Annotated in this window: 23 protein-coding genes; 13 read left to right on the top strand and 10 right to left on the bottom strand. The window is 31.0% G+C overall.

Annotated features, from left to right (window positions below):
* Positions 1-6 precede the first annotated feature (6 nt).
* From rlmH to M890_RS0101330, 4 genes are all read left to right on the top strand, one after another.
* Positions 7-480, top strand: coding sequence for a 23S rRNA (pseudouridine(1915)-N(3))-methyltransferase RlmH (gene rlmH / locus M890_RS0101345; protein WP_028281788.1), 474 nt, complete (start codon positions 7-9; stop codon positions 478-480).
* 32 nt (positions 481-512) lie between these two features.
* Positions 513-1,091: a non-canonical purine NTP diphosphatase gene (locus M890_RS0101340; RefSeq protein WP_028281787.1), complete on the top strand. Its 579-nt coding sequence runs from the start codon at positions 513-515 to the stop codon at positions 1,089-1,091.
* Between the two features lie 245 nt (positions 1,092-1,336).
* Positions 1,337-3,217: a DEAD/DEAH box helicase gene (locus M890_RS0101335; protein WP_028281786.1), complete on the top strand. Its 1,881-nt coding sequence runs from the start codon at positions 1,337-1,339 to the stop codon at positions 3,215-3,217.
* A gap of 114 nt (positions 3,218-3,331) precedes the next feature.
* On the top strand, positions 3,332-4,177 hold the full coding sequence (locus M890_RS0101330; protein ID WP_036597017.1) for a carboxypeptidase-like regulatory domain-containing protein: 846 nt from the start codon (positions 3,332-3,334) through the stop codon (positions 4,175-4,177).
* 83 nt (positions 4,178-4,260) lie between these two features.
* Here M890_RS0101330 and M890_RS0101325 read toward each other — a convergent pair whose 3' ends face one another.
* The gene (locus M890_RS0101325) at positions 4,261-4,920 is read right to left on the bottom strand and encodes a TrmH family RNA methyltransferase (protein ID WP_028281784.1); all 660 of its coding nucleotides are present in this window, start codon (positions 4,918-4,920) and stop codon (positions 4,261-4,263) included.
* Positions 4,921-4,982: 62 nt separating this feature from the next.
* The gene (locus M890_RS0101320) at positions 4,983-5,810 is read right to left on the bottom strand and encodes a hypothetical protein (protein WP_028281783.1); all 828 of its coding nucleotides are present in this window, start codon (positions 5,808-5,810) and stop codon (positions 4,983-4,985) included.
* 104 nt (positions 5,811-5,914) lie between these two features.
* On the opposite strand from M890_RS0101320, the gene M890_RS0101315 reads away from it, so the two are divergent.
* The 3 genes from M890_RS0101315 to M890_RS0101305 all read left to right on the top strand — a co-directional run bounded on the left by M890_RS0101315 (position 5,915) and on the right by M890_RS0101305 (position 8,640).
* Entirely contained in the window at positions 5,915-6,586 is a 672-nt protein-coding gene (locus tag M890_RS0101315) for an SIR2 family NAD-dependent protein deacylase (RefSeq protein WP_028281782.1), read from the top strand.
* A 2-nt stretch (positions 6,587-6,588) separates the two neighbouring features.
* Complete coding sequence (locus tag M890_RS0101310) at positions 6,589-7,515, top strand: DUF4421 family protein (protein ID WP_028281781.1); 927 nt, start codon at positions 6,589-6,591, stop codon at positions 7,513-7,515.
* A 117-nt stretch (positions 7,516-7,632) separates the two neighbouring features.
* On the top strand, positions 7,633-8,640 hold the full coding sequence (locus M890_RS0101305) for a hypothetical protein (protein ID WP_028281780.1): 1,008 nt from the start codon (positions 7,633-7,635) through the stop codon (positions 8,638-8,640).
* Here the strand turns inward: M890_RS0101305 and M890_RS0101300 are convergent, their stop codons facing one another.
* Entirely contained in the window at positions 8,641-10,278 is a 1,638-nt protein-coding gene (locus tag M890_RS0101300; protein ID WP_028281779.1) for an ABC-F family ATP-binding cassette domain-containing protein, read from the bottom strand.
* Positions 10,279-10,461: 183 nt separating this feature from the next.
* Positions 10,462-10,602 (bottom strand): hypothetical protein, encoded by a 141-nt coding sequence (locus M890_RS17000; RefSeq protein WP_316929336.1) that lies wholly within the window; start codon positions 10,600-10,602, stop codon positions 10,462-10,464.
* Position 10,603: 1 nt separating this feature from the next.
* On the opposite strand from M890_RS17000, the gene M890_RS0101295 reads away from it, so the two are divergent.
* The 3 genes from M890_RS0101295 to M890_RS0101285 all read left to right on the top strand — a co-directional run bounded on the left by M890_RS0101295 (position 10,604) and on the right by M890_RS0101285 (position 12,061).
* A complete protein-coding gene (locus M890_RS0101295) occupies positions 10,604-11,266 on the top strand; it encodes an RluA family pseudouridine synthase (protein ID WP_316929335.1) in 663 nt (220 codons plus the stop codon).
* A 32-nt stretch (positions 11,267-11,298) separates the two neighbouring features.
* Entirely contained in the window at positions 11,299-11,487 is a 189-nt protein-coding gene (locus M890_RS0101290) for a hypothetical protein (protein ID WP_157243241.1), read from the top strand.
* 127 nt (positions 11,488-11,614) lie between these two features.
* The gene (locus M890_RS0101285) at positions 11,615-12,061 is read left to right on the top strand and encodes a KTSC domain-containing protein (protein WP_028281776.1); all 447 of its coding nucleotides are present in this window, start codon (positions 11,615-11,617) and stop codon (positions 12,059-12,061) included.
* Positions 12,062-12,155: 94 nt separating this feature from the next.
* On the opposite strand, the gene M890_RS0101280 is transcribed toward M890_RS0101285, so the two are convergent.
* Entirely contained in the window at positions 12,156-13,400 is a 1,245-nt protein-coding gene (locus M890_RS0101280) for a glycosyltransferase (protein WP_028281775.1), read from the bottom strand.
* A 25-nt stretch (positions 13,401-13,425) separates the two neighbouring features.
* A complete protein-coding gene (locus tag M890_RS0101275) occupies positions 13,426-13,899 on the bottom strand; it encodes a heme-binding domain-containing protein (protein ID WP_028281774.1) in 474 nt (157 codons plus the stop codon).
* A 35-nt stretch (positions 13,900-13,934) separates the two neighbouring features.
* Here M890_RS0101275 and M890_RS0101270 point away from each other — a divergent pair, with 35 nt between their 5' ends.
* From M890_RS0101270 to M890_RS0101260, 3 genes are all read left to right on the top strand, one after another.
* On the top strand, positions 13,935-14,498 hold the full coding sequence (locus tag M890_RS0101270) for a hypothetical protein (protein WP_028281773.1): 564 nt from the start codon (positions 13,935-13,937) through the stop codon (positions 14,496-14,498).
* A 93-nt stretch (positions 14,499-14,591) separates the two neighbouring features.
* Positions 14,592-15,935, top strand: coding sequence for an adenylosuccinate lyase (gene purB, locus M890_RS0101265; protein WP_028281772.1), 1,344 nt, complete (start codon positions 14,592-14,594; stop codon positions 15,933-15,935).
* Position 15,936: 1 nt separating this feature from the next.
* Positions 15,937-16,140 carry a hypothetical protein gene (locus M890_RS0101260; RefSeq protein WP_028281771.1) on the top strand — a complete coding sequence of 68 codons (204 nt, stop codon included), beginning with the start codon at positions 15,937-15,939 and terminating at the stop codon, positions 16,138-16,140.
* A gap of 79 nt (positions 16,141-16,219) precedes the next feature.
* Here M890_RS0101260 and M890_RS0101255 read toward each other — a convergent pair whose 3' ends face one another.
* From M890_RS0101255 to M890_RS0101240, 4 genes are read right to left on the bottom strand one after another with little or no spacing between them, the layout of a single operon-like run.
* On the bottom strand, positions 16,220-16,762 hold the full coding sequence (locus M890_RS0101255) for a GFO_1091 family lipoprotein (RefSeq protein WP_028281770.1): 543 nt from the start codon (positions 16,760-16,762) through the stop codon (positions 16,220-16,222).
* A gap of 4 nt (positions 16,763-16,766) precedes the next feature.
* The gene (locus M890_RS0101250) at positions 16,767-17,366 is read right to left on the bottom strand and encodes a GFO_1090 family protein (RefSeq protein WP_028281769.1); all 600 of its coding nucleotides are present in this window, start codon (positions 17,364-17,366) and stop codon (positions 16,767-16,769) included.
* 7 nt (positions 17,367-17,373) lie between these two features.
* The gene (locus tag M890_RS0101245) at positions 17,374-17,838 is read right to left on the bottom strand and encodes a PG0215 family putative anti-sigma factor (protein ID WP_028281768.1); all 465 of its coding nucleotides are present in this window, start codon (positions 17,836-17,838) and stop codon (positions 17,374-17,376) included.
* Complete coding sequence (locus M890_RS0101240) at positions 17,825-18,334, bottom strand: GFO_1088 family ECF-type sigma factor (RefSeq protein ID WP_028281767.1); 510 nt, start codon at positions 18,332-18,334, stop codon at positions 17,825-17,827. Before M890_RS0101240 ends, M890_RS0101245 begins: the two co-directional genes overlap by 14 nt.
* Positions 18,335-18,430 lie beyond the last annotated feature (96 nt).

Below are 18,430 nucleotides of genomic sequence, written 5' to 3'. Positions count from 1 at the left end.
TAGTATATGACTATCAAACTGCTGGCTATAGGCAAAACAGACAACAAGCAATTACAACAGCTAATTGATGATTACACCAAACGTTTAGGCTTTTACGTAGGCTTTGATTTAGAAATTATTCCTGATTTAAAAAAAGTAAAAAACTTAAGTGAAGACCAACAAAAACAAAAAGAAGGCGAGCTAATTTTAAACAAATTAAAGCCTACAGATGTTTTAATTTTATTGGATGAAAATGGAAAACAATTTGATAGTGTTGGTTTTTCAGATTATTTACAAAAACACATGAACTCTGGTGCAAAGCAAATTGTATTTGTTATTGGTGGACCTTATGGATTTAGTCCAGAAGTTTATGCCAAAGCACAGGGTAAAATATCATTATCAAAAATGACTTTTTCTCATCAGATGGTTAGACTGTTTGTTATAGAGCAATTATATCGTGGCTTTACCATTTTACGTAATGAGCCTTACCATCATAGATAAACCTATTTACATTAATTACACAACCTATTTTTATGCAACTTGTTTTCGCAACAAATAATCTAAATAAAGTTAAAGAAGTCCAAGCTTTAATTCCTGCACACATAAAACTACTTAGCTTAAAAGATATTGGCTGTTTTGAGGATGTTCCAGAAACACAACCTACAATTAAAGGTAATGCTATTCAAAAAGCAGAATTTATAAAAAAACATTATGGATATGATTGTTTTGCAGATGACACAGGATTAGAAGTTGAAGCATTACATGGAGCTCCAGGTGTTTTTAGTGCTAGATACGCAGGACCACAACGTAATGACAACGATAATATGGATTTATTACTTAATAATCTTAAAGACAAAAGTAATAGAAAAGCACAATTTAAAACCGTAATAGCACTACATTTAAAAGACCAACTGCAAACTTTTTCTGGCATTTGCAAAGGGGAAATAACCACTACAAAACATGGTGACAAAGGATTTGGTTACGATCCAATTTTTAAACCTATTGGACACACACAAACCTTTGCCGAAATCTCTTTAGATAAAAAAAATAGTATTGGTCATCGTGGTAAAGCAGTACAATTATTAGTTACTTTTTTAAATAATCTTAAATAAAGTTTATATAATATTCCTATACATAAAAATGTCAAACACCTATTGTTTACAGTATTTTAAAGGGATAAAATATTAAAAATTGTAAATCAGAAATAAAAACGTACCTTTGCACCTTGAAAAACCCAAGAGGGTTTATTTATTCCTCAGAGAGAGGATGTGTTATTAGAAGTTTAGGTTAAGTATATTCAATGCGCTTCTATTTGTAACACCAAACAGATTGACATTGAAATACATAATATAAAAGAATGAGCACATTCCAAGATTTAGGTCTAAACGAAGATCTATTAAAAGGTATTGCAGATTTAGGTTTTGAAACACCATCTGAAGTACAAGAAAAAGCAATCCCAATTTTATTAAACCAAGAAACAGATTTAGTAGCATTAGCGCAAACTGGAACTGGTAAAACTGCAGCATTTGGTTTTCCAATGTTACAAAAAATTGATGTAGATAGTCGCACTACTCAAGGTTTAATATTATCTCCAACTCGTGAGCTATGTTTACAAATAGCTAACGAGATGAAAGCTTACGGTAAATACCTTAAAGGGTTAAACGTAGTTGCTATTTATGGAGGATCAAGTATTACGGATCAAGCAAGAGAAGTAAAAAGAGGTGCACAAATTATTGTAGCAACTCCTGGTCGTATGAAAGATATGATCAACCGTCGTTTAGTAGATATTACTAAAATTCAATATTCTGTTTTAGATGAAGCAGATGAGATGCTAAACATGGGTTTTAAAGAAGATATTACAGATATTTTAGCTGGTACTCCAGAAGACAAAAACACATGGTTATTCTCTGCAACTATGCCAAAAGAAGTGGCAAGTATTGCAAGAGATTTTATGAACAGCCCACAAGAAATTACTGTTGGTCATAAAAACCAAAGTACAGATAATGTATCGCACGAATACTATTTAGTAAATGCACGTGATCGCTACCAAGCTTTAAAACGTTTAGCAGATGCTAATCCAGATATTTTTTCAGTTATATTTTGTAGAACAAAACGTGATACACAAAAAGTAGCCGAAAACTTAATCGAAGATGGTTATAGCGCAGGAGCATTACATGGAGATTTATCACAAAACCAACGTGATATTGTGATGAAACAATTTAGATCTCGTCAAATACAAATGCTTGTTGCAACAGATGTTGCTGCACGTGGTATTGATGTAGATGATATTACACACGTAATTAATTACCAATTAAGTGACGAGATAGAAACTTATACACACCGTTCTGGTCGTACAGGTCGTGCAGGTAAAACTGGTGTATCAATGGTAATTGTTTCTAAAAGCGAAGTACGTCGATTAAAAAGTATCGAACGTATTATCAATCAAAAATTTGAATTAAAAGAAATTCCTAACGGGATGGAAATTTGCGAAGTACAATTAATGTCTTTAGCAAACAAAATTCATAATACAGAAATTAATCACGAAATTGATAAGTATTTAGAAGACATCAACACGTTGTTTGCTGATACATCTAAAGATGAATTAATTAAAAAATTCTTTTCTGTAGAGTTTACACGTTTCTTTAATTACTATCAAAAATCTAAAAACTTAAACGTTACTGCTGGAGACTCTGGTCGTGATGGTGGTCGTGAAGGAAGATCACAATCCTCTGGAAGTGCTACACGTTACTTTATTAACGTTGGAGAAAAAGATGGTTATGACTGGATGAAATTAAAAGATTTCTTAAAAGAAGTTTTAGATTTAGGTCGTGACGATGTCTTTAAAGTTGATGTTAAAGAAACATTCTCTTTCTTTAATACAGAAAAAGAGCACCAAGAAAAAGTCTTAGCATTTTTTACAGATTACAAGGACAATGGTCGTTTTGTTAATGTAGAAGTTACAGAAGACAGAGGCGGAAGTCGTGGTGGTGGTCGTGACAGAAACCGTGGAGGTGGCGGAAGACGTCGCGATGGTGGAAATAGTGGCGGAAGACGTCGTGACGACAAACCAAGAGGAGAAAGAAGAAGCTCTAGAAGAAGCGATGACAGTTCTAGTAACAGAAGTGACAGACGCAGAAGTAGCGATAGTGGCTCTGAAAGATCTAGTCGTTCTAACAGAGATAAATCAGAATTTAAAACCTCTCACTCTAGACCAACACGCTCTAGACGTAAAGAGTAATAACACATACTAGTTAACTTAAAATTAAACCTTTTTGTTAATATTTAGTCAAAAATAAAAGAAGACGCTATTTATAGCGTTTTCTTTGTTATTTTTATAACTGAAATTTCATACATGAAGTACTACTTAATTATTTTACTAGTTGGTTTAAGCACAACTTTTGGTTTCTCTCAAACTAAAAAAGAAAACACAAAAGCAGTAACTTCTGTCAAAAAAAGTATTGACTCTTCTGCTGTAAAAGCAGAATCTACCGTCAAAGGTATTATTATTGATGCCACTTCAAGACAACCCTTAGAAAACGTAAATATTGTTAATCTAAACCAAGTTATAGGTACAGCCACAAATGTTGATGGTGAATTTGAATTGCGCGCACAAGCAAATGACACCCTTCACCTATCCTATTTAGGATTTAAATCTATTAAAGTAAAAGTAACCAATGACTGGGTTGATCAAATTGAAAAATCCACCATTACCTTAACAGAACTTGCTTTAGCTTTAGAAGAAGTTGTTGTTACAGGATTAAAATTAACTGGATATTTAGAAGTAGATATTAAACAAGTTAACATAAACACTAATTACAGATATAGCATTTCTGGACTATCCAATGGTTATGAAGCTGGAAAAAAACAGCCAAGCGCTGTAACTAAGGTTTTAGGTTCTATATTTAATCCTCTAGACTTTTTATACAATACCTTTAGTAGTAAAGGCAAAGAACTTAGAAAGTTAAAAAAAATGAAAGAAGATGACAATATACGTAACACTTTAGCTGCACGTTTTGACAGAGAAATGTTAATTGCACTATTAGGCGTAACTAAAGTTGATTTGGATGAAATTGTTAGCCAATGTAACTACTCTGAAGAGTTTGTAACAACAGCTAACGACCTTCAGATTTTGGATGCTATTAGTGAGTGTTATGAAGAGTATAAGGTTTTAAATCGTGGTCGAAAAAAACGCATATAATTTTGACAGATTAATGACATAAACACAAAAGCTCAAATTAAATTAATTTGAGCTTTTTTTAATTATTTGCAGGTATATTAAGTCTATACTTGATTACTATAAAAACGTTCAACAATTTCATCGTAACTTTTAATAGATTTTTTACACCAATCTAATCTTTTCTCTAGTTTTTCCGTTTCAGTCAATTGCCAGTTAATATCTGTTTTTTTTAGCTTAGATGTTGCATGTTGCAAAATAATTGCAGCACTAACAGATATGTTTAAACTTTCTGTAAAGCCTACCATTGGTATTTTTAAAAAACTATCAGCTTGGTTTAAAACTGCATCAGACAATCCTTCGGTTTCTCTTCCAAAGAAAAAACACGCCTTTTGTGTTACATCAAAATCGTATAAATCACAATCGTCTGTATGAGGTGTTGTTGCAACAATTTGATACCCTTTTTGCTTTAAGTCCTTAATGCAATCTGTTACAGTATCAAAACGGTTTAAATCCACCCATTTTTGCGCTCCCATTGCTATTTCTCCATCAATACTTTTGCTGTTAATTTCTTCTACAATATTTAATTCTTGTAAACCAAAAACATCACAAGTACGCATAACAGCACTAGTGTTATGTAATTGATAAACATCCTCTGTAGCTACAGTAAAATGCTTTGTGCGTTGATCTAAAACTTGTTTAAAACGTGTTAACCTATGCGCTGTTAAATACGTTTCTAGATGTTGTAATAATTTTAAGTCTATCATGTTATAAAAATAAAAAACCTGATGGTTTTAGCATCAGGCTTTAAAATAGTTTTATGTTTTAATTAGTTGGCTCCTATATTACCTTGTGCTAATATTATACCTAAATTAGTAGCACTTAAATGCACATTTACATACCCATTTACAGATAAAACATCGTCATATCCAAAAGGTGAACCGTCATCTAATTTAGCAACATTAGTTTTACTAATTTTTGAAATTACTGGATTAAATGTAAAAGCAATAGCTCCTGGTGCTGTTGCTACACTTCCTGAATGTATATGTGCTGGATGTACGCCTCCTTCTGGACTACCAACTAAAGATATTTCAGCAAGAGCTTCTCCATTCACACGTTCTGTAAAAGTTATAGTTCCAGAAATATCACTAACATCAACTTCACTTAAAGGGTAACTTACCGTATTTGTTGTCAGTATATTTTGACCAATATCTGACTGTGTTACTATAACTTGACTAGTTTCACTTTTATTAATCACTATGTTACCATCAAAGTCTAATAAAGCTTCATAAGATATAAAGGTACCATCTTCTAAAGTAGAAAAGGTGGTTCTACTTTTTCCAGAATTACCATCTATAGGTACTAAGTTTATTGCCACTTCTGTATTAGTTGCATCATAGTCTGCTGCTGTATCAAAAACAATTTTTGCTGGATAAGACTGGTTAGATTCGGTTCCAACCAAATTAACCTCTATAGTAATGGTACTGTTAGAATTTTTAAAATATTCTATAGTACCAAAAATATTAGAGTCTTCAAATGCTTCTATATTAAAAATTTCTGAAGTTAAAGACGTTATTTGCTCAGAGGAATCATCATCTGAACAATTGGTAAATAATGTAATTGAAAAAACAATTAAAAGGTACTTGAGGGTTTTCATGGATTAATTTTTTAAAATGAATAACTTAATTTTTTACTAAGCTTTAAGATATTAAAGGGAATTAATCTTAAGTTTATAAGCGAAATTCAAATGTAGTGAAAAAAATGAAACATTTAGTGGTACTCACTGGTGCAGGTATTAGTGCAGAAAGCGGAATTAAAACGTTTAGAGGTGAAGATGGGCTTTGGGAAGGTCACGATGTCATGCAAGTAGCATCTCCTGATGGTTTTGAAGCTAACCCAGAATTAGTCCTTGAATTTTACAACCAACGCAGGCGTCAATTATTACAAGTAAAACCTAACAAAGCGCATTTAGAGCTTGCTAACTTAGAGAAACATTTTAAAATTACAATTATTACTCAAAATATTGACGATTTACATGAACGTGCAGGCAGTACAAATGTAATCCATTTACATGGCGAATTACTAAAAGCACGAAGTACTAATACCGAAAACTATGTTATAGATTGGAAAAAAGATTTAGTCCTTGGTGATTTAGACAACAATGGACACCAATTACGACCACATATTGTTTGGTTTGGAGAAGCTGTACCATTAATAGATAAAGCTGTAGAAGTTTGCGCTACTGCAGACAAATTATTAATTATAGGTACCTCATTACAAGTGTATCCTGCTGCTAGTTTAATGCATTATGTGCCAGAAAACACACCAACCTTTTTTATTGATCCTGACCCTTCAATTTCTAGCACAAAAAACTTAACTGTTATAGCTGAGACTGCTACAAAAGGGATTAACACATTTATCTCTGTTTTATAATTATGAGGAATTGTCTTGTAGTATTTATTTTACTTTCATGCTCAGTTGTTGTTGGTCAAAACTCAGTGCTTTCGTTTAGAGAAAACCTATTAGTAAAATCAAATATTAACACGCAAAACGAATCTTTTTCAATACAAAATAACAACCAATCCATACTTGTTAATGCTAATAATACTTATAGATTGGAAGTTGGCGCAAACTATAAATTTTTAGGCTTAAAAATTGGGTTTTCACCAAGCAGCAGATCTACTGATTTTAAATCAAAATTTTTAAATTCGCAATTAAATATCTTTTTAAAACAATGGATACAGAGTTTTGAATACCACAAAGTTCAAGGATTTTACCAAGATAACAATGCGCAGTTGTTGGCTCAATTTCCGGATTTAAAAACAACTAGTTGGCTTGGTACAACCTCTTATGTTTTAAATAATAATTTTTCGTTGAAACATTTAACACATCTAAATGAATGGCAACGCGAAACTGCAGGAAGTTTTGTACCAACTTTAAAGTATGGTTTTAATAGATTAAGTAATAGTATTGATTATCAAAAAGTAGCAGATAATAGTTTTGACGTTTCCTTTGCTCCTGCTTATTATTATACTTGGGCTTTTAAGGAACATTGGTTTATCTCCTCCTCTATTGCTCCTGCTTTAGGTGTTAGATTTACTACCGAAAAATTAAATAACATAACAAACAAGGATACTTTTATCTCTCGTGCTTTAGACTTAACATTACAATTTGGTTACACTTCTGAAACCATTAGTGCTGGAGCAAGTTTTAATTTTGATTCTAACGCTATAAATAAAGATCTTACACAAAGTATGGTTAATGATAAAAGTTATGCAAGCCTATATTTTGGATATAGATTTACACCTCCAAATTTTTTAAAACGAACGGTTGAACAAATAGAATCCACCTTAGGCTTATAAAAAACAATCAAACAAATTGAAAGCCAACAGGTTAAATATATTAAATCAAATTAGTTATTATCGTTAAGGTGTTATATATTTAATCAATAATCGCTATTAACCAACCACTAAATAACTATGAATACTAAGAAGATAGACCTTCTTAATATTGGACTTATTGTTATATCATTATTGATTGCAATAAAAATTCCTTTTGAATTGTTTTTGTTCTCTTATGCTATTTTAGGACCATTACACTATTTAACCGAAATTAATTGGTTAAAAGATCGTAATTACTTTGTACAAAAAAATATAAAATGGACCTATTTTTTTACTGTTTTTGCCATAATACTGGCTATATACCCTGTTTACAAATTTTTAGATTTAGGCTTAAATAATAGCTTTAATGATCTTTTAAAATTAATAAACAAAAACACAAACGCTTTACTGCTAATAGGTTTTATGCTTGCTGTAGGATTAATATTTGTTAGCAAAGTTAAACATCTAATACTCATATTATTTATTGCTGTTGTATTAGCCTTCACTTTAACTTTATATGTGCCAAAATATTTATTATTTATTGGACTATTTTTACCAACACTAATACATGTGTATCTATTTACTTTTTTATTTATAGTTTTTGGTGCTTTAAAAGCTAAAAGCAAGTATGGTTTTATATTGGCTTTTATATTGTTGTGTGTTCCTATTATTATTTGGAAAATTCCAATAAATGCCAAAGGTTATAATTTGTCTCAAAGTGCTATAGACACTTATGTAGACAGTAATATGATGGGAGTTAATAGCACTATTGCAGGCTTTTTAAATCTATTTGAAAACGGAAAATTTTATGCACTATCAGAAGTAGGATTAAAAATTCAAATTTTTATAGGTTTTGCTTATACTTACCATTATTTAAATTGGTTTTCAAAAACGTCAATTATTGGTTGGCAAAAAGCTATTTCTGTTAAAAAAGGGCTTTTAATACTAGGCATATGGACAGCTTCCATTGCATTATACTTATATGATTATAAAACAGGATTAGTTGCTTTATTCTTTTTAAGCTTTTTACATGTATTTTTAGAGTTTCCTTTAAACGCTTTAACTATAAAAGAAGTTTTTTCTATTAAAAACTATAAGCTAAAATAGCTATTTCATTAAATTAATATCTGCAATACTTTTAATACGGTTTCGTTCTAAAAAGGCATCAATAGTTTCAAAATGCTCAATAACACGTTGGTCTTTAAATTCAAATACTTTTTCTGATAAACCTTGTAAAAAATCTCTGTCGTGAGATACTAATATTAATGTTCCGTCAAATGTTTTCAAGGCTTCTTTTAAAACATCCTTAGATTTTAAATCTAAGTGGTTTGTAGGCTCATCTAGTATTAGTAAGTTAACAGGCTCTAACAATAACTTAACCATAGCTAGTCTTGTTTTTTCTCCTCCAGATAACACACCTACTTTTTTATCTATATCATCACCTTTAAACATAAAACGACCAAGAATATTTTTAATTCCTGTTCTTACATCACCTTTTGCAACCTCATCTACAGTTTGAAAAACCGTTAAATCATTATCTAATAAAGCTGCTTGGTTTTGTGCAAAGTAACCAACTTGTACGTTGTGTCCAAGACTACATTCTCCTTCATAATCAATTTGCCCTAAAATAGCTTTAATCATTGTAGATTTACCTTCTCCATTGCGTCCAACAAAACTGACCTTTTCGCCTCTTTTTATAGACATATTAGCATCACTAAACACGACGACATCATCATATTTTTTAGTCAAATTTTGAACAGATACTGGATAATCACCTGATCTTGGTGCTGGTGGAAAACTAAGTTTTAAAGATGAATTATCAACTTCATCAATCTCTATAATTTGTAGCTTTTCTAGCATACGTTCTCTAGAAGTGACTTGGTTGGTTTTAGAGTAAGTCCCTTTAAAGCGCTCAATAAAAGCCATATTATCTGCAATAAATTTTTGTTGCTCTTGATACGCTTTAATTTGATGACTACGTCTATCTTCTCGTAATTGTAAATAATGGCTATAATTAGCTTTGTAGTCGTAAATACGACCCATAGTCACCTCAATAGTACGATTGGTTATATTATCAATAAACGCTCTGTCATGCGATATTACCATTACTGCATTTGCTTTATTGACTAAAAAGTCCTCTAACCATATAACAGACTCAATATCTATATGGTTTGTTGGCTCATCTAATAAAATTAAATCTGGCTTTTGTAATAAAATTTTAGCTAGCTCAATACGCATACGCCATCCACCAGAAAACTCGTTGGTTAAACGCGTAAAATCTTCTTGTTTAAAACCTAAACCTTTAAGTGCTTTTTCCACTTCGGCATCGTAATTAACATCCTCTAAAGCATAATATTTTTCGCCTAAATCAGATACTTTTTCAATGATAGCCATGTACTCATCGCTTTCATAATCTGTTCTAGTTTCTAAAGCTTTATTAAGCGCTTCCATTTCGTCACGCATAGCATAAACGTGCTTAAACGCTTTTGCTGCTTCTTGAAAAACAGTACAATCATCCTCTGTCAATAAATGTTGCGGTAAATAAGCAATAACAGCGTCTTTAGGAGCTCTAACATGACCTCTTGTTGGTTTTTGCTCGCCTGCAACAATCTTCATCATGGTTGATTTACCTGCACCATTTTTACCCATTAAAGCGATTTTGTCTGTTGGATTAATTACAAAAGACACTTCGCTAAACAAGGCGGTTCCGCTAAACTCTACTGCTAAATTATCTATAGAAATCATAGTCTGTTTTTTAAAGTTGCGAAAGTAATAAAAAGTGTGGATTTACTTCTATTTAATATTTGATTTTGTCTGTTATTTCAAGTACCTTCGGTATTAATCAAATCCATAAATAATTTTTACAGATATCAATTTAACTCAAACTCATATTGCGCCTAAACAGCATACACGAATTAGACTACAAGATTATGCGGTTGGTATTTTTAAAGCTGCATTAACAAAATCTGCCTTAAAAAAAGCTCTAAAAAAACAATACATAACGGTTAATGGCAACATTGCAACATCTGCAACATATATACATGGAGGCGAAACCATTTGTCTAACCATAATGCAAGATGCACCACCAAGAAAAAACTTTGTTTTTAAATTAGATGTTTTATTTGAAGATGAATATCTAGCTGCTATACACAAACCAGCAGGTCTTTTGGTTAATGGTAATAGCTTTAAAACTATAGCCAATGCACTTACACAAAATATTACAAGAAGCACACTTAGCGATGTTACAAAACCACAACCTGTACATAGATTAGATTTTCCTACTACTGGTATTTTATTAATTGGCAAAACCAGTAGCAGTATACGCGCCTTAAATACTTTGTTTAAAAACAGAGCGATAAAAAAAACATATTACGCAGTTACAATTGGTGTTATGCAACCAGAAGACCTCATTACAACTACTGTAGATGGTAAAACTTCAAAATCAAAATATAAGGTACTTCAAACCGTAGACTCTGTGCGATTTAAAAAATTAAATTTAGTCCAACTAGAACCCTTTACAGGAAGGAAACATCAATTACGCAAACACCTTTCTGGTATTGGTAATCCCATTTTAGGAGATAAAGATTATGGCTTTGAAAATCTAATCTTAAACGGAAAAGGACTTTACCTACACGCCTACTCTTTACAATTTACTCATCCTTTTACTAATGAAAATTTATATTTAAAGGACGAATTACCAAAACGGTTTAAAAAATTATTTAAAGATATTTAATGATATTATTTTTTTCAAAACATCTAACACCAATGAAACGCTTTTATTTCACCTATTTTATAATTATTGCAGCTACTGTATTATTAATTGTCAATATTTATAATCTAGATTTTAATAACATTAACAATGGACCATTTAACGGAATAATATCTAACATTCTTATAATCATTGCCATGATACTTACCATGAGAGATATAAAAAAAAGAGACAGTAAAAACTAACTATTTTAAGATTAGTTAGCTGTTTTATAGATTATAAATTGTAAATAGATTAATTTATTATAACTTTCTAACCTTCAATTCAAAACAAAATAGTACTTTCGCGCCTTATTTAAAAAAAGCATCTGTTATGAAGCGTATTAATGAGTACAAAAAACTATTTAACGTAGACCAAGATTTATCTTTAAAAACGTTAAAAACATCTTACCGTAATTTGGTTAAAGAATGGCATCCTGATAAGTTTCAAGCAGGTGATGAAAAAGCGCAAGAAGCAGAATTAATGAGTCGCAAAGTTATTGATGGATACCACTTTTTAGTTAGTATCTCTCCAGAAACTATTGAGGCTAATAAAGAAGAATACGCAGTAACAATTACTAGTCCTATTATGGATTGGAAACATAAAGGGTTGTTATTAGAAGTTACTTTTTTAAATGGAGATACTTATGAGTACTTTGGTGTAAATAAAGCGTTATACATTAAGTTTTCTCAGAGTGATAAACAAACACGTTTTGCTAAACGTAGTATTTTTAATTCTTTTCCTTACAGAAAAATTAAAAAGAGTGAAGTTACAGCTTAATTGCTATTACTTTATACACATAAAAAAAGAGCTAAAATTTAAAATTTTAGCTCTTTTTTTGTTTAAAATTATTTGACTACTAGACTTTAATTCTTTAGTCTTTAGGTTTATTTTTTTCTTCAATCCATTTGCTCATAAACTTAGTACTTTGCATGGTATGATGCATTAGCATTTGTCCATAAAAGTGTTGTTGTCTATGGGCTTTTAATCCAGCTTTAAGTAATTCTATTTTATATAATACATCCTTAGTATAAATAGCTTTATCATACAATGTATTAATTATCATAAATCCATTTTTTTGCTTCCCATTCCAATAAATTTTATTGGAATACAACTCCACTGCTTGTTTGGCAAAATTCTCAGGATCATCAGCAATAAAAGCATTAGTATCTTTTAAGGTTCCGTACATACCTTCTGCTCCAATAGTTGTGGTAACACATGGTGTACCATTTAGCATAGCATCTATTAATTTACCCTTAAGTCCTGCACCAAAACGTAATGGTACTAAACATACTTTAGCATCCTGCATTACCTGGTTAACATCATTTGTAAACCCCTTAATTAAAAAGCCTTCCTTAGGACTATTTAATTGCATCGCTTTTTCTGACACATAGGATCCATACACATGCATTTCGGCTTTAGGTAATTCCTTTTTAATACGAGGCCAAATTTCTGATTTCAAAAACATGACTGCATCCATATTAGGTTTATGCATAAAATTACCAATGGTAATAAAATGGTTTCGATCTTTAAATTTTGGGCTGTTTTTTTGGGTGTCTGGTGACAATGGATCAAGCAAAAACGGTAAATAATACAATAAATGCTCGTCTATTTTAAATTGATTTACTAAAATCTCAACCTCAACCTGAGAAATAATAAATGATAAATCACAACGTAAAATGCTTGCTATTTCGCGTTTAGCGGTATCGTTTTGTAAATAATTTTTATCAAAAATAGCCTGATCTTTAAACGCTTGCTCACGTCCTTTACGTAAACAATGTAAATCTTCGGTATCTAAGATACGTAAGGCATCTGGACATTGCTCTGCTACTCGCCAACCAAACTGCTCCTCCACCATAAATCTATCAAAGATAACAATGGATGGATTTAGGTCATTTATAAACGTATCAAAACTAGCATCATTTAATACAATATTTTGACTATTAACACCTATACTTGACAAGTCAAACGCATTGTCTGTTTTAGCACATGCACTTGCAAAGGTTATTTCATAATTAGCCGATTGAAATACTTCAATCAGTTGCATCATCCTACTTCCAGCTGCAGAACTTTTAGGTTCTGGCCAAACAAATCCAATTATTAAAATTTTAGGTACCAATAGAGGGATATTTAGATATTAAAATTTATTCTGCTTTTGGAGCTAATGCATAGCCCATTCTAACTTGATTTACCCAATCCACAACTGCCTTTATTTGTGCATCAGACAAGTTAGCATCTCCATGTGTCCAAGTATAACTTGGTAATGGCATTTTCTTTTCTTCAACTTCTTCAGCAATTTCTTCAAACTTATGGTCTTTACGTTTTATAGAATAATCTGACCATTTAGAAAAATCTAAATGCTTTTTACCGTCCTCAACATGTTCATTCAACCAAAAATTGATTGGTGTAATTTTATCATACCATGGATATTTAGTATTACTGCTATGACAATCAAAACATGTGGTTTCAAGAATGGTTTTAACTTCTGGAGAAGGTTTTGTTTCGTTTAAAAAAGCGGTTAAATCCTCTGTGTTACCTTGGTTTTTCTCAGGCGAAAAAAATTGTGCAACTATAAAAACCAGTAATAAAACTAGTCCAATCTTTTTAAGTAATTTCATTTTAGTTATTTTTAGACTTTAAAAATAATAAATCTTTGACTACTGACGCTTTATATCAAGAATTAAATTATGTTAATCATTCTCGTGAAAAACGTTTGTATTATGCACACCTGCTGTTAGCTAACACTAATTTAATACCTAAGATTTTAGATATTATGTTTATGGTTGACGACAAAATATCTCCACGTGCTGCTTGGGTTTTAGAGTTTATGTGCAAAGAAAACCTAGAAGCTTTAATCCCTTATCTGGATACATTTACAGAAAACATGGGTCGTGTGCACTTAGATTCGGCAGAAAGACCTGTCGCAAAAATATGTGAATATATAGCTATTGCTTACTATGGTAAAACACCTTCTAAATTAAAAGAGGCTTTACTTCCGAAGCATCGGGAAAAAATTATTGAAGCTTGTTTTGATTGGTTAATCACAGATGCAAAAGTCGCTGCTAAAGCCTATAGCATGAATACTTTATTTTTATTTGGTAAAGATTATGATTGGGTCCACCCAGAATTAATAACCATTTTACAACGTGATTTTGCCTCACAAAGTGCTGCTTTTAAAGCCAGAGCAAAGCAAATTTTACATAAAACTAGAAAGTAAAAATTATTATTTTAATTAATTCTTAAAGCGTAATCCTTTAGTCTTCCCGTTAAAAAAACTATATTTATAGCTTGTTAAAAAACAACTATTTTTATGTCTTTAAATCAACTTAATGCGATCTCTCCAATTGATGGTCGTTACCGAAATAAAATTGAAAAACTACAAGATTTTTTCTCTGAAGAAGCACTAATTAAATACCGTGTTTTAGTAGAAATTGAATACTTTATTGCTTTATGCGAAGTCCCACTACCACAACTTAAAGGTGTAGATTCTAGTAAATTTGAAGCCTTGCGTGACATTTACAAATCGTTTACTACTGAGAACGCTCAGGCTATAAAAGATATTGAAAAGGTTACCAACCATGATGTTAAAGCGGTTGAGTATTTTATAAAAGAACAATTTGATGCTTTAGGTTTAAGTGAATTTAAAGAGTTTATCCACTTTGGTTTAACGTCTCAGGATATTAATAACACAGCAATCCCTTTAAGTATTAAGGATGCTATGAACGAGGCTTACGTACCAGAATACTTAAATGTTTTAAAAGAATTAAAACGTCTTGCTGAAGAGTGGAAAGATATACCAATGCTAGCTAGAACACATGGTCAGCCAGCATCTCCAACACGTTTAGGTAAAGAGATTGAAGTTTTTGCTGTACGTTTAGAAGAGCAATTTAACTTATTAAATGATATACCAAGTGCTGCTAAATTTGGTGGTGCAACCGGAAATTTTAATGCACATAAAGTGGCCTATCCAACTATAGATTGGAAAACTTTTGGAGGAACATTTGTACAAGAAAAATTAGGATTATACCACTCGTTTCCAACAACTCAAATCGAACACTATGACCACATGGCTGCGTTGTTTGATTGTTTAAAACGTATTAATACTATTATTATAGATTTAGATAGAGATATTTGGACCTATGTATCTATGGATTATTTTAAACAAAAAATTAAAGCTGGAGAAGTTGGTAGTAGCGCAATGCCACATAAAGTAAATCCAATAGATTTTGAAAACAGTGAGGGTAACTTAGGTATAGCTAATGCTATTTTTGAACATTTATCTGCAAAACTACCAATATCAAGGTTACAACGTGATTTAACGGATAGTACTGTTTTACGAAATGTTGGTGTCCCATTTGGACATACTTTAATTGGTTTTGGATCAACGCTTAAAGGTTTAGGTAAATTATTATTAAACCAAGCTAAATTTGAGGCTGACTTAGAAAACAATTGGGCTGTCGTTGCAGAAGCAATACAAACCATATTAAGACGTGAAGGTTACCCAAACCCTTATGAGGCTTTAAAAGGATTAACTAGAACCAATGAAGCGATTAATAAAACATCTATTTCAAATTTTATTGATACCTTAGAGGTTAGCGATGCTATTAAAACAGAATTAAAAGCCATATCACCAAGTAATTATACAGGTATATAATATGTTTAATGACAATACATCTTTAATACTTTGCACTGTAACTTTAATACTTTTAATTGTTGGAGGTATTACAGGCTTATTAAATAATCCATTTTACGTTGCTTTAGTTGTTTTTGTTTATCTAACAGTAATTTTAAATTTAGTATTAGTTAAAAAAACTAGTCATAGTGATGATGATTTTTTTGAAACAAAATTTAAAAAATAGCCATAAAATAATGGTTATATAATATAAAAAGGCTTATCCATTGGATAAGCCTTTAACATTTACATTAAACTATAGTTATTTATTTAAAAATATCCATAAGGCTTTTAAACTGAGCTTGATCTACATCTGCGTTTTGAATCTTATTAGACAGTTTCATTAACTGTTCAGGTTTCATGTTATTACCTAACACTCTAACAATAGTAAAGCCCATCTCTTTAGAGCTAGCAAGTACTAAAAACTCGTCAACCTTGTCGTTTTTTCCATAGGTGTTAATTTTTACATTTACACCATTGTCTTTAAACTCCATCAACTCTTCGTACTTTTTATTATTAAAGACAGCTTTAGCTTTTTCAAGCTCCTGACCATACCTATCTTTATTTTGGTCATTAACTTTATAAGCTAATACATCAAGCTTTTTAATAGATTGATACGCTTCTTGTTCTTCTTTATTTAAATCTGCTTTAGAAAAATCAATAACGTCTGCAGCGATATCAAAAGACAAAAACTCTGGCTTTTCCTGATGATCTACAAAGTAAGTTTGTATAGAGTTTTCGTCTTTACAACTTACTAATATTATGGATATACTAAACAGTGCAAATAATAATTTGATTGATGTTTTCATAAATTTATTTATTGCTTTTCTTTTCTAACTCATCACCTCCTGGAAGATCCATTTTGTTTACCAGTTTAGATATTTGACGTAAATCAATATTTCCTGTAAAGGATACCACAACGGTTTCTAGGCTTCTGTTTTCGCCATTAATTTTTATTTTTGAGTCTTTAGTCACTGCTCCTAAACCATTAATATGCATTAGTAACTCACTAACATGGTTGTCGTCTTTACCTTCTTTAATATAGACTTTCATGACTACACCATTATCTTTCATTACCATTAATTCTTCTAAAGTTCCGCTTTTTGATGCGACCCAAGTTGCAACATCTTTAGCTATTGCTTTATCATCTGTTGCCATAGTTTTAAAACTAGTGATACTATTTACCATATCCATGTAGGCTTTAGCTTCGGCATCATCTGTATCGATATCCATTTTTGCAAGCATTTGAAACATTTTAGGCTTTAATGACAAGTAACTTACTTTATCATTGTCACTATATTTTTCAAAAATATCTTGCTGAGCCATTCCTGTTAAGGGTAACATTAAAACAGCCATTACTAGTAAGATTATATGCTTTTTCATTGTGTTTGTATTTATAGTTATTGTTTTCATTTTTAATTTATTTTTTAATTGTTCTTTGTATTGGACTTTCCATTTGTTTTAAATAGTCAACTTGTGTGCCAGCTTTAGTTATAGCATCTAAGTAGTTAACTTGTGCTTTACCTTTATTAAGTGTTTGTGATACTAAAGACAAATAGGATTTAGCTTGATTATAGGCTAGTCTATCGGCTTCTGTTATCGTGTCTTGCTTAGGTAAATTAAAATAAATACCAACCATTAACACTGCTACTGCTGCAACGCTTAACCACTTAAAATTAATTTTCTTTTTAGTGTTTAGTGGTACGTTTTTAGTAAAGGTTTCTTGTTGGTTTACTACATAGTAAGCAAAAATAGCTTTGTAATATTCTAAATGTGGTGCGACAGTGTCTTGCGAAAAATAGTCTTTTAACTGTGCTTCTTCTTGTAGAGTGGTCTCGCCATTCTCGTACTTTTCTAGTAATTTTTCTATATTATTTAATACCATAATTATGTGTATTAGTTAATTTTTCTCTTATAATTTTTCTTGCTCTTGATAGTGCTACACGTACAGCTGTAGGATTCATATCTAACATTTTTGCTATCTCATCAAAATCATATTGCTCTATATCTCTTAATTGGACTACCATTTTTTGCTGTTCAGGCAAATCTTCAATAATCTTTGCAACCCATTGTAAACTATCATTTAATTCTATTTGCTTTTGTAATGCAACATTATGGTCTTGATAATTACTATGTACTATTTTTAAATTTTGCGACTGTTTCGACTTTAATTTATCTAAACAAAAGTTTTTAGTCATGGTCATGGAAAATGCTTCCACATTTTTATAATTTTCTATCTGACTTTTGTTTCGCCATAATTTTAACAACACCTCTTGAGTGGCATCTTCTGCTTCTTCTCTAGACACTAGTAATCGTTTTGCTAAACGAAAGACCTTATCTTTAAAAGGCATTACTAATTTTAAAAACTCTGACTGCGTCATTTTGGTTGGTTGGTTTCTATTACGACGAACAACTATTATAATTGTTACAATTTATTTTCAATATAAAATAAAGTAAGTACTTTTATAATGAAAAAG

Source organism: Olleya marilimosa CAM030 (assembly GCF_000518485.1).
GTDB lineage: Bacteria > Bacteroidota > Bacteroidia > Flavobacteriales > Flavobacteriaceae > Olleya > Olleya marilimosa.
This window is presented reverse-complemented; position numbering and strand designations above follow the sequence as displayed.

Bases quoted from the DNA above. Each gene is read 5' to 3' on its own strand.
- M890_RS0101250 (WP_028281769.1), bottom strand. From the start codon at position 17,366: ATGAAAACAATAACTATAAATACAAACACAATGAAAAAGCATATAATC.
- M890_RS0101300 (WP_028281779.1), bottom strand. From the start codon at position 10,278: ATGATTTCTATAGATAATTTAGCAGTAGAGTTTAGCGGAACCGCCTTG.
- M890_RS0101295 (WP_316929335.1), top strand. From the start codon at position 10,604: ATGCAAGATGCACCACCAAGAAAAAACTTTGTTTTTAAATTAGATGTT.
- rlmH (WP_028281788.1), top strand. From the start codon at position 7: ATGACTATCAAACTGCTGGCTATAGGCAAAACAGACAACAAGCAATTA.
- M890_RS0101330 (WP_036597017.1), top strand. From the start codon at position 3,332: ATGAAGTACTACTTAATTATTTTACTAGTTGGTTTAAGCACAACTTTT.
- M890_RS0101325 (WP_028281784.1), bottom strand. From the start codon at position 4,920: ATGATAGACTTAAAATTATTACAACATCTAGAAACGTATTTAACAGCG.
- M890_RS0101275 (WP_028281774.1), bottom strand. From the start codon at position 13,899: ATGAAATTACTTAAAAAGATTGGACTAGTTTTATTACTGGTTTTTATA.
- M890_RS0101310 (WP_028281781.1), top strand. From the start codon at position 6,589: ATGAGGAATTGTCTTGTAGTATTTATTTTACTTTCATGCTCAGTTGTT.
- M890_RS0101245 (WP_028281768.1), bottom strand. From the start codon at position 17,838: ATGGTATTAAATAATATAGAAAAATTACTAGAAAAGTACGAGAATGGC.
- M890_RS0101240 (WP_028281767.1), bottom strand. From the start codon at position 18,334: ATGACGCAGTCAGAGTTTTTAAAATTAGTAATGCCTTTTAAAGATAAG.
- M890_RS17000 (WP_316929336.1), bottom strand. From the start codon at position 10,602: ATGGTTAGACAAATGGTTTCGCCTCCATGTATATATGTTGCAGATGTT.
- M890_RS0101285 (WP_028281776.1), top strand. From the start codon at position 11,615: ATGAAGCGTATTAATGAGTACAAAAAACTATTTAACGTAGACCAAGAT.
- purB (WP_028281772.1), top strand. From the start codon at position 14,592: ATGTCTTTAAATCAACTTAATGCGATCTCTCCAATTGATGGTCGTTAC.
- M890_RS0101335 (WP_028281786.1), top strand. From the start codon at position 1,337: ATGAGCACATTCCAAGATTTAGGTCTAAACGAAGATCTATTAAAAGGT.
- M890_RS0101305 (WP_028281780.1), top strand. From the start codon at position 7,633: ATGAATACTAAGAAGATAGACCTTCTTAATATTGGACTTATTGTTATA.
- M890_RS0101340 (WP_028281787.1), top strand. From the start codon at position 513: ATGCAACTTGTTTTCGCAACAAATAATCTAAATAAAGTTAAAGAAGTC.
- M890_RS0101290 (WP_157243241.1), top strand. From the start codon at position 11,299: ATGAAACGCTTTTATTTCACCTATTTTATAATTATTGCAGCTACTGTA.
- M890_RS0101255 (WP_028281770.1), bottom strand. From the start codon at position 16,762: ATGAAAACATCAATCAAATTATTATTTGCACTGTTTAGTATATCCATA.
- M890_RS0101260 (WP_028281771.1), top strand. From the start codon at position 15,937: ATGTTTAATGACAATACATCTTTAATACTTTGCACTGTAACTTTAATA.
- M890_RS0101315 (WP_028281782.1), top strand. From the start codon at position 5,915: ATGAAACATTTAGTGGTACTCACTGGTGCAGGTATTAGTGCAGAAAGC.
- M890_RS0101320 (WP_028281783.1), bottom strand. From the start codon at position 5,810: ATGAAAACCCTCAAGTACCTTTTAATTGTTTTTTCAATTACATTATTT.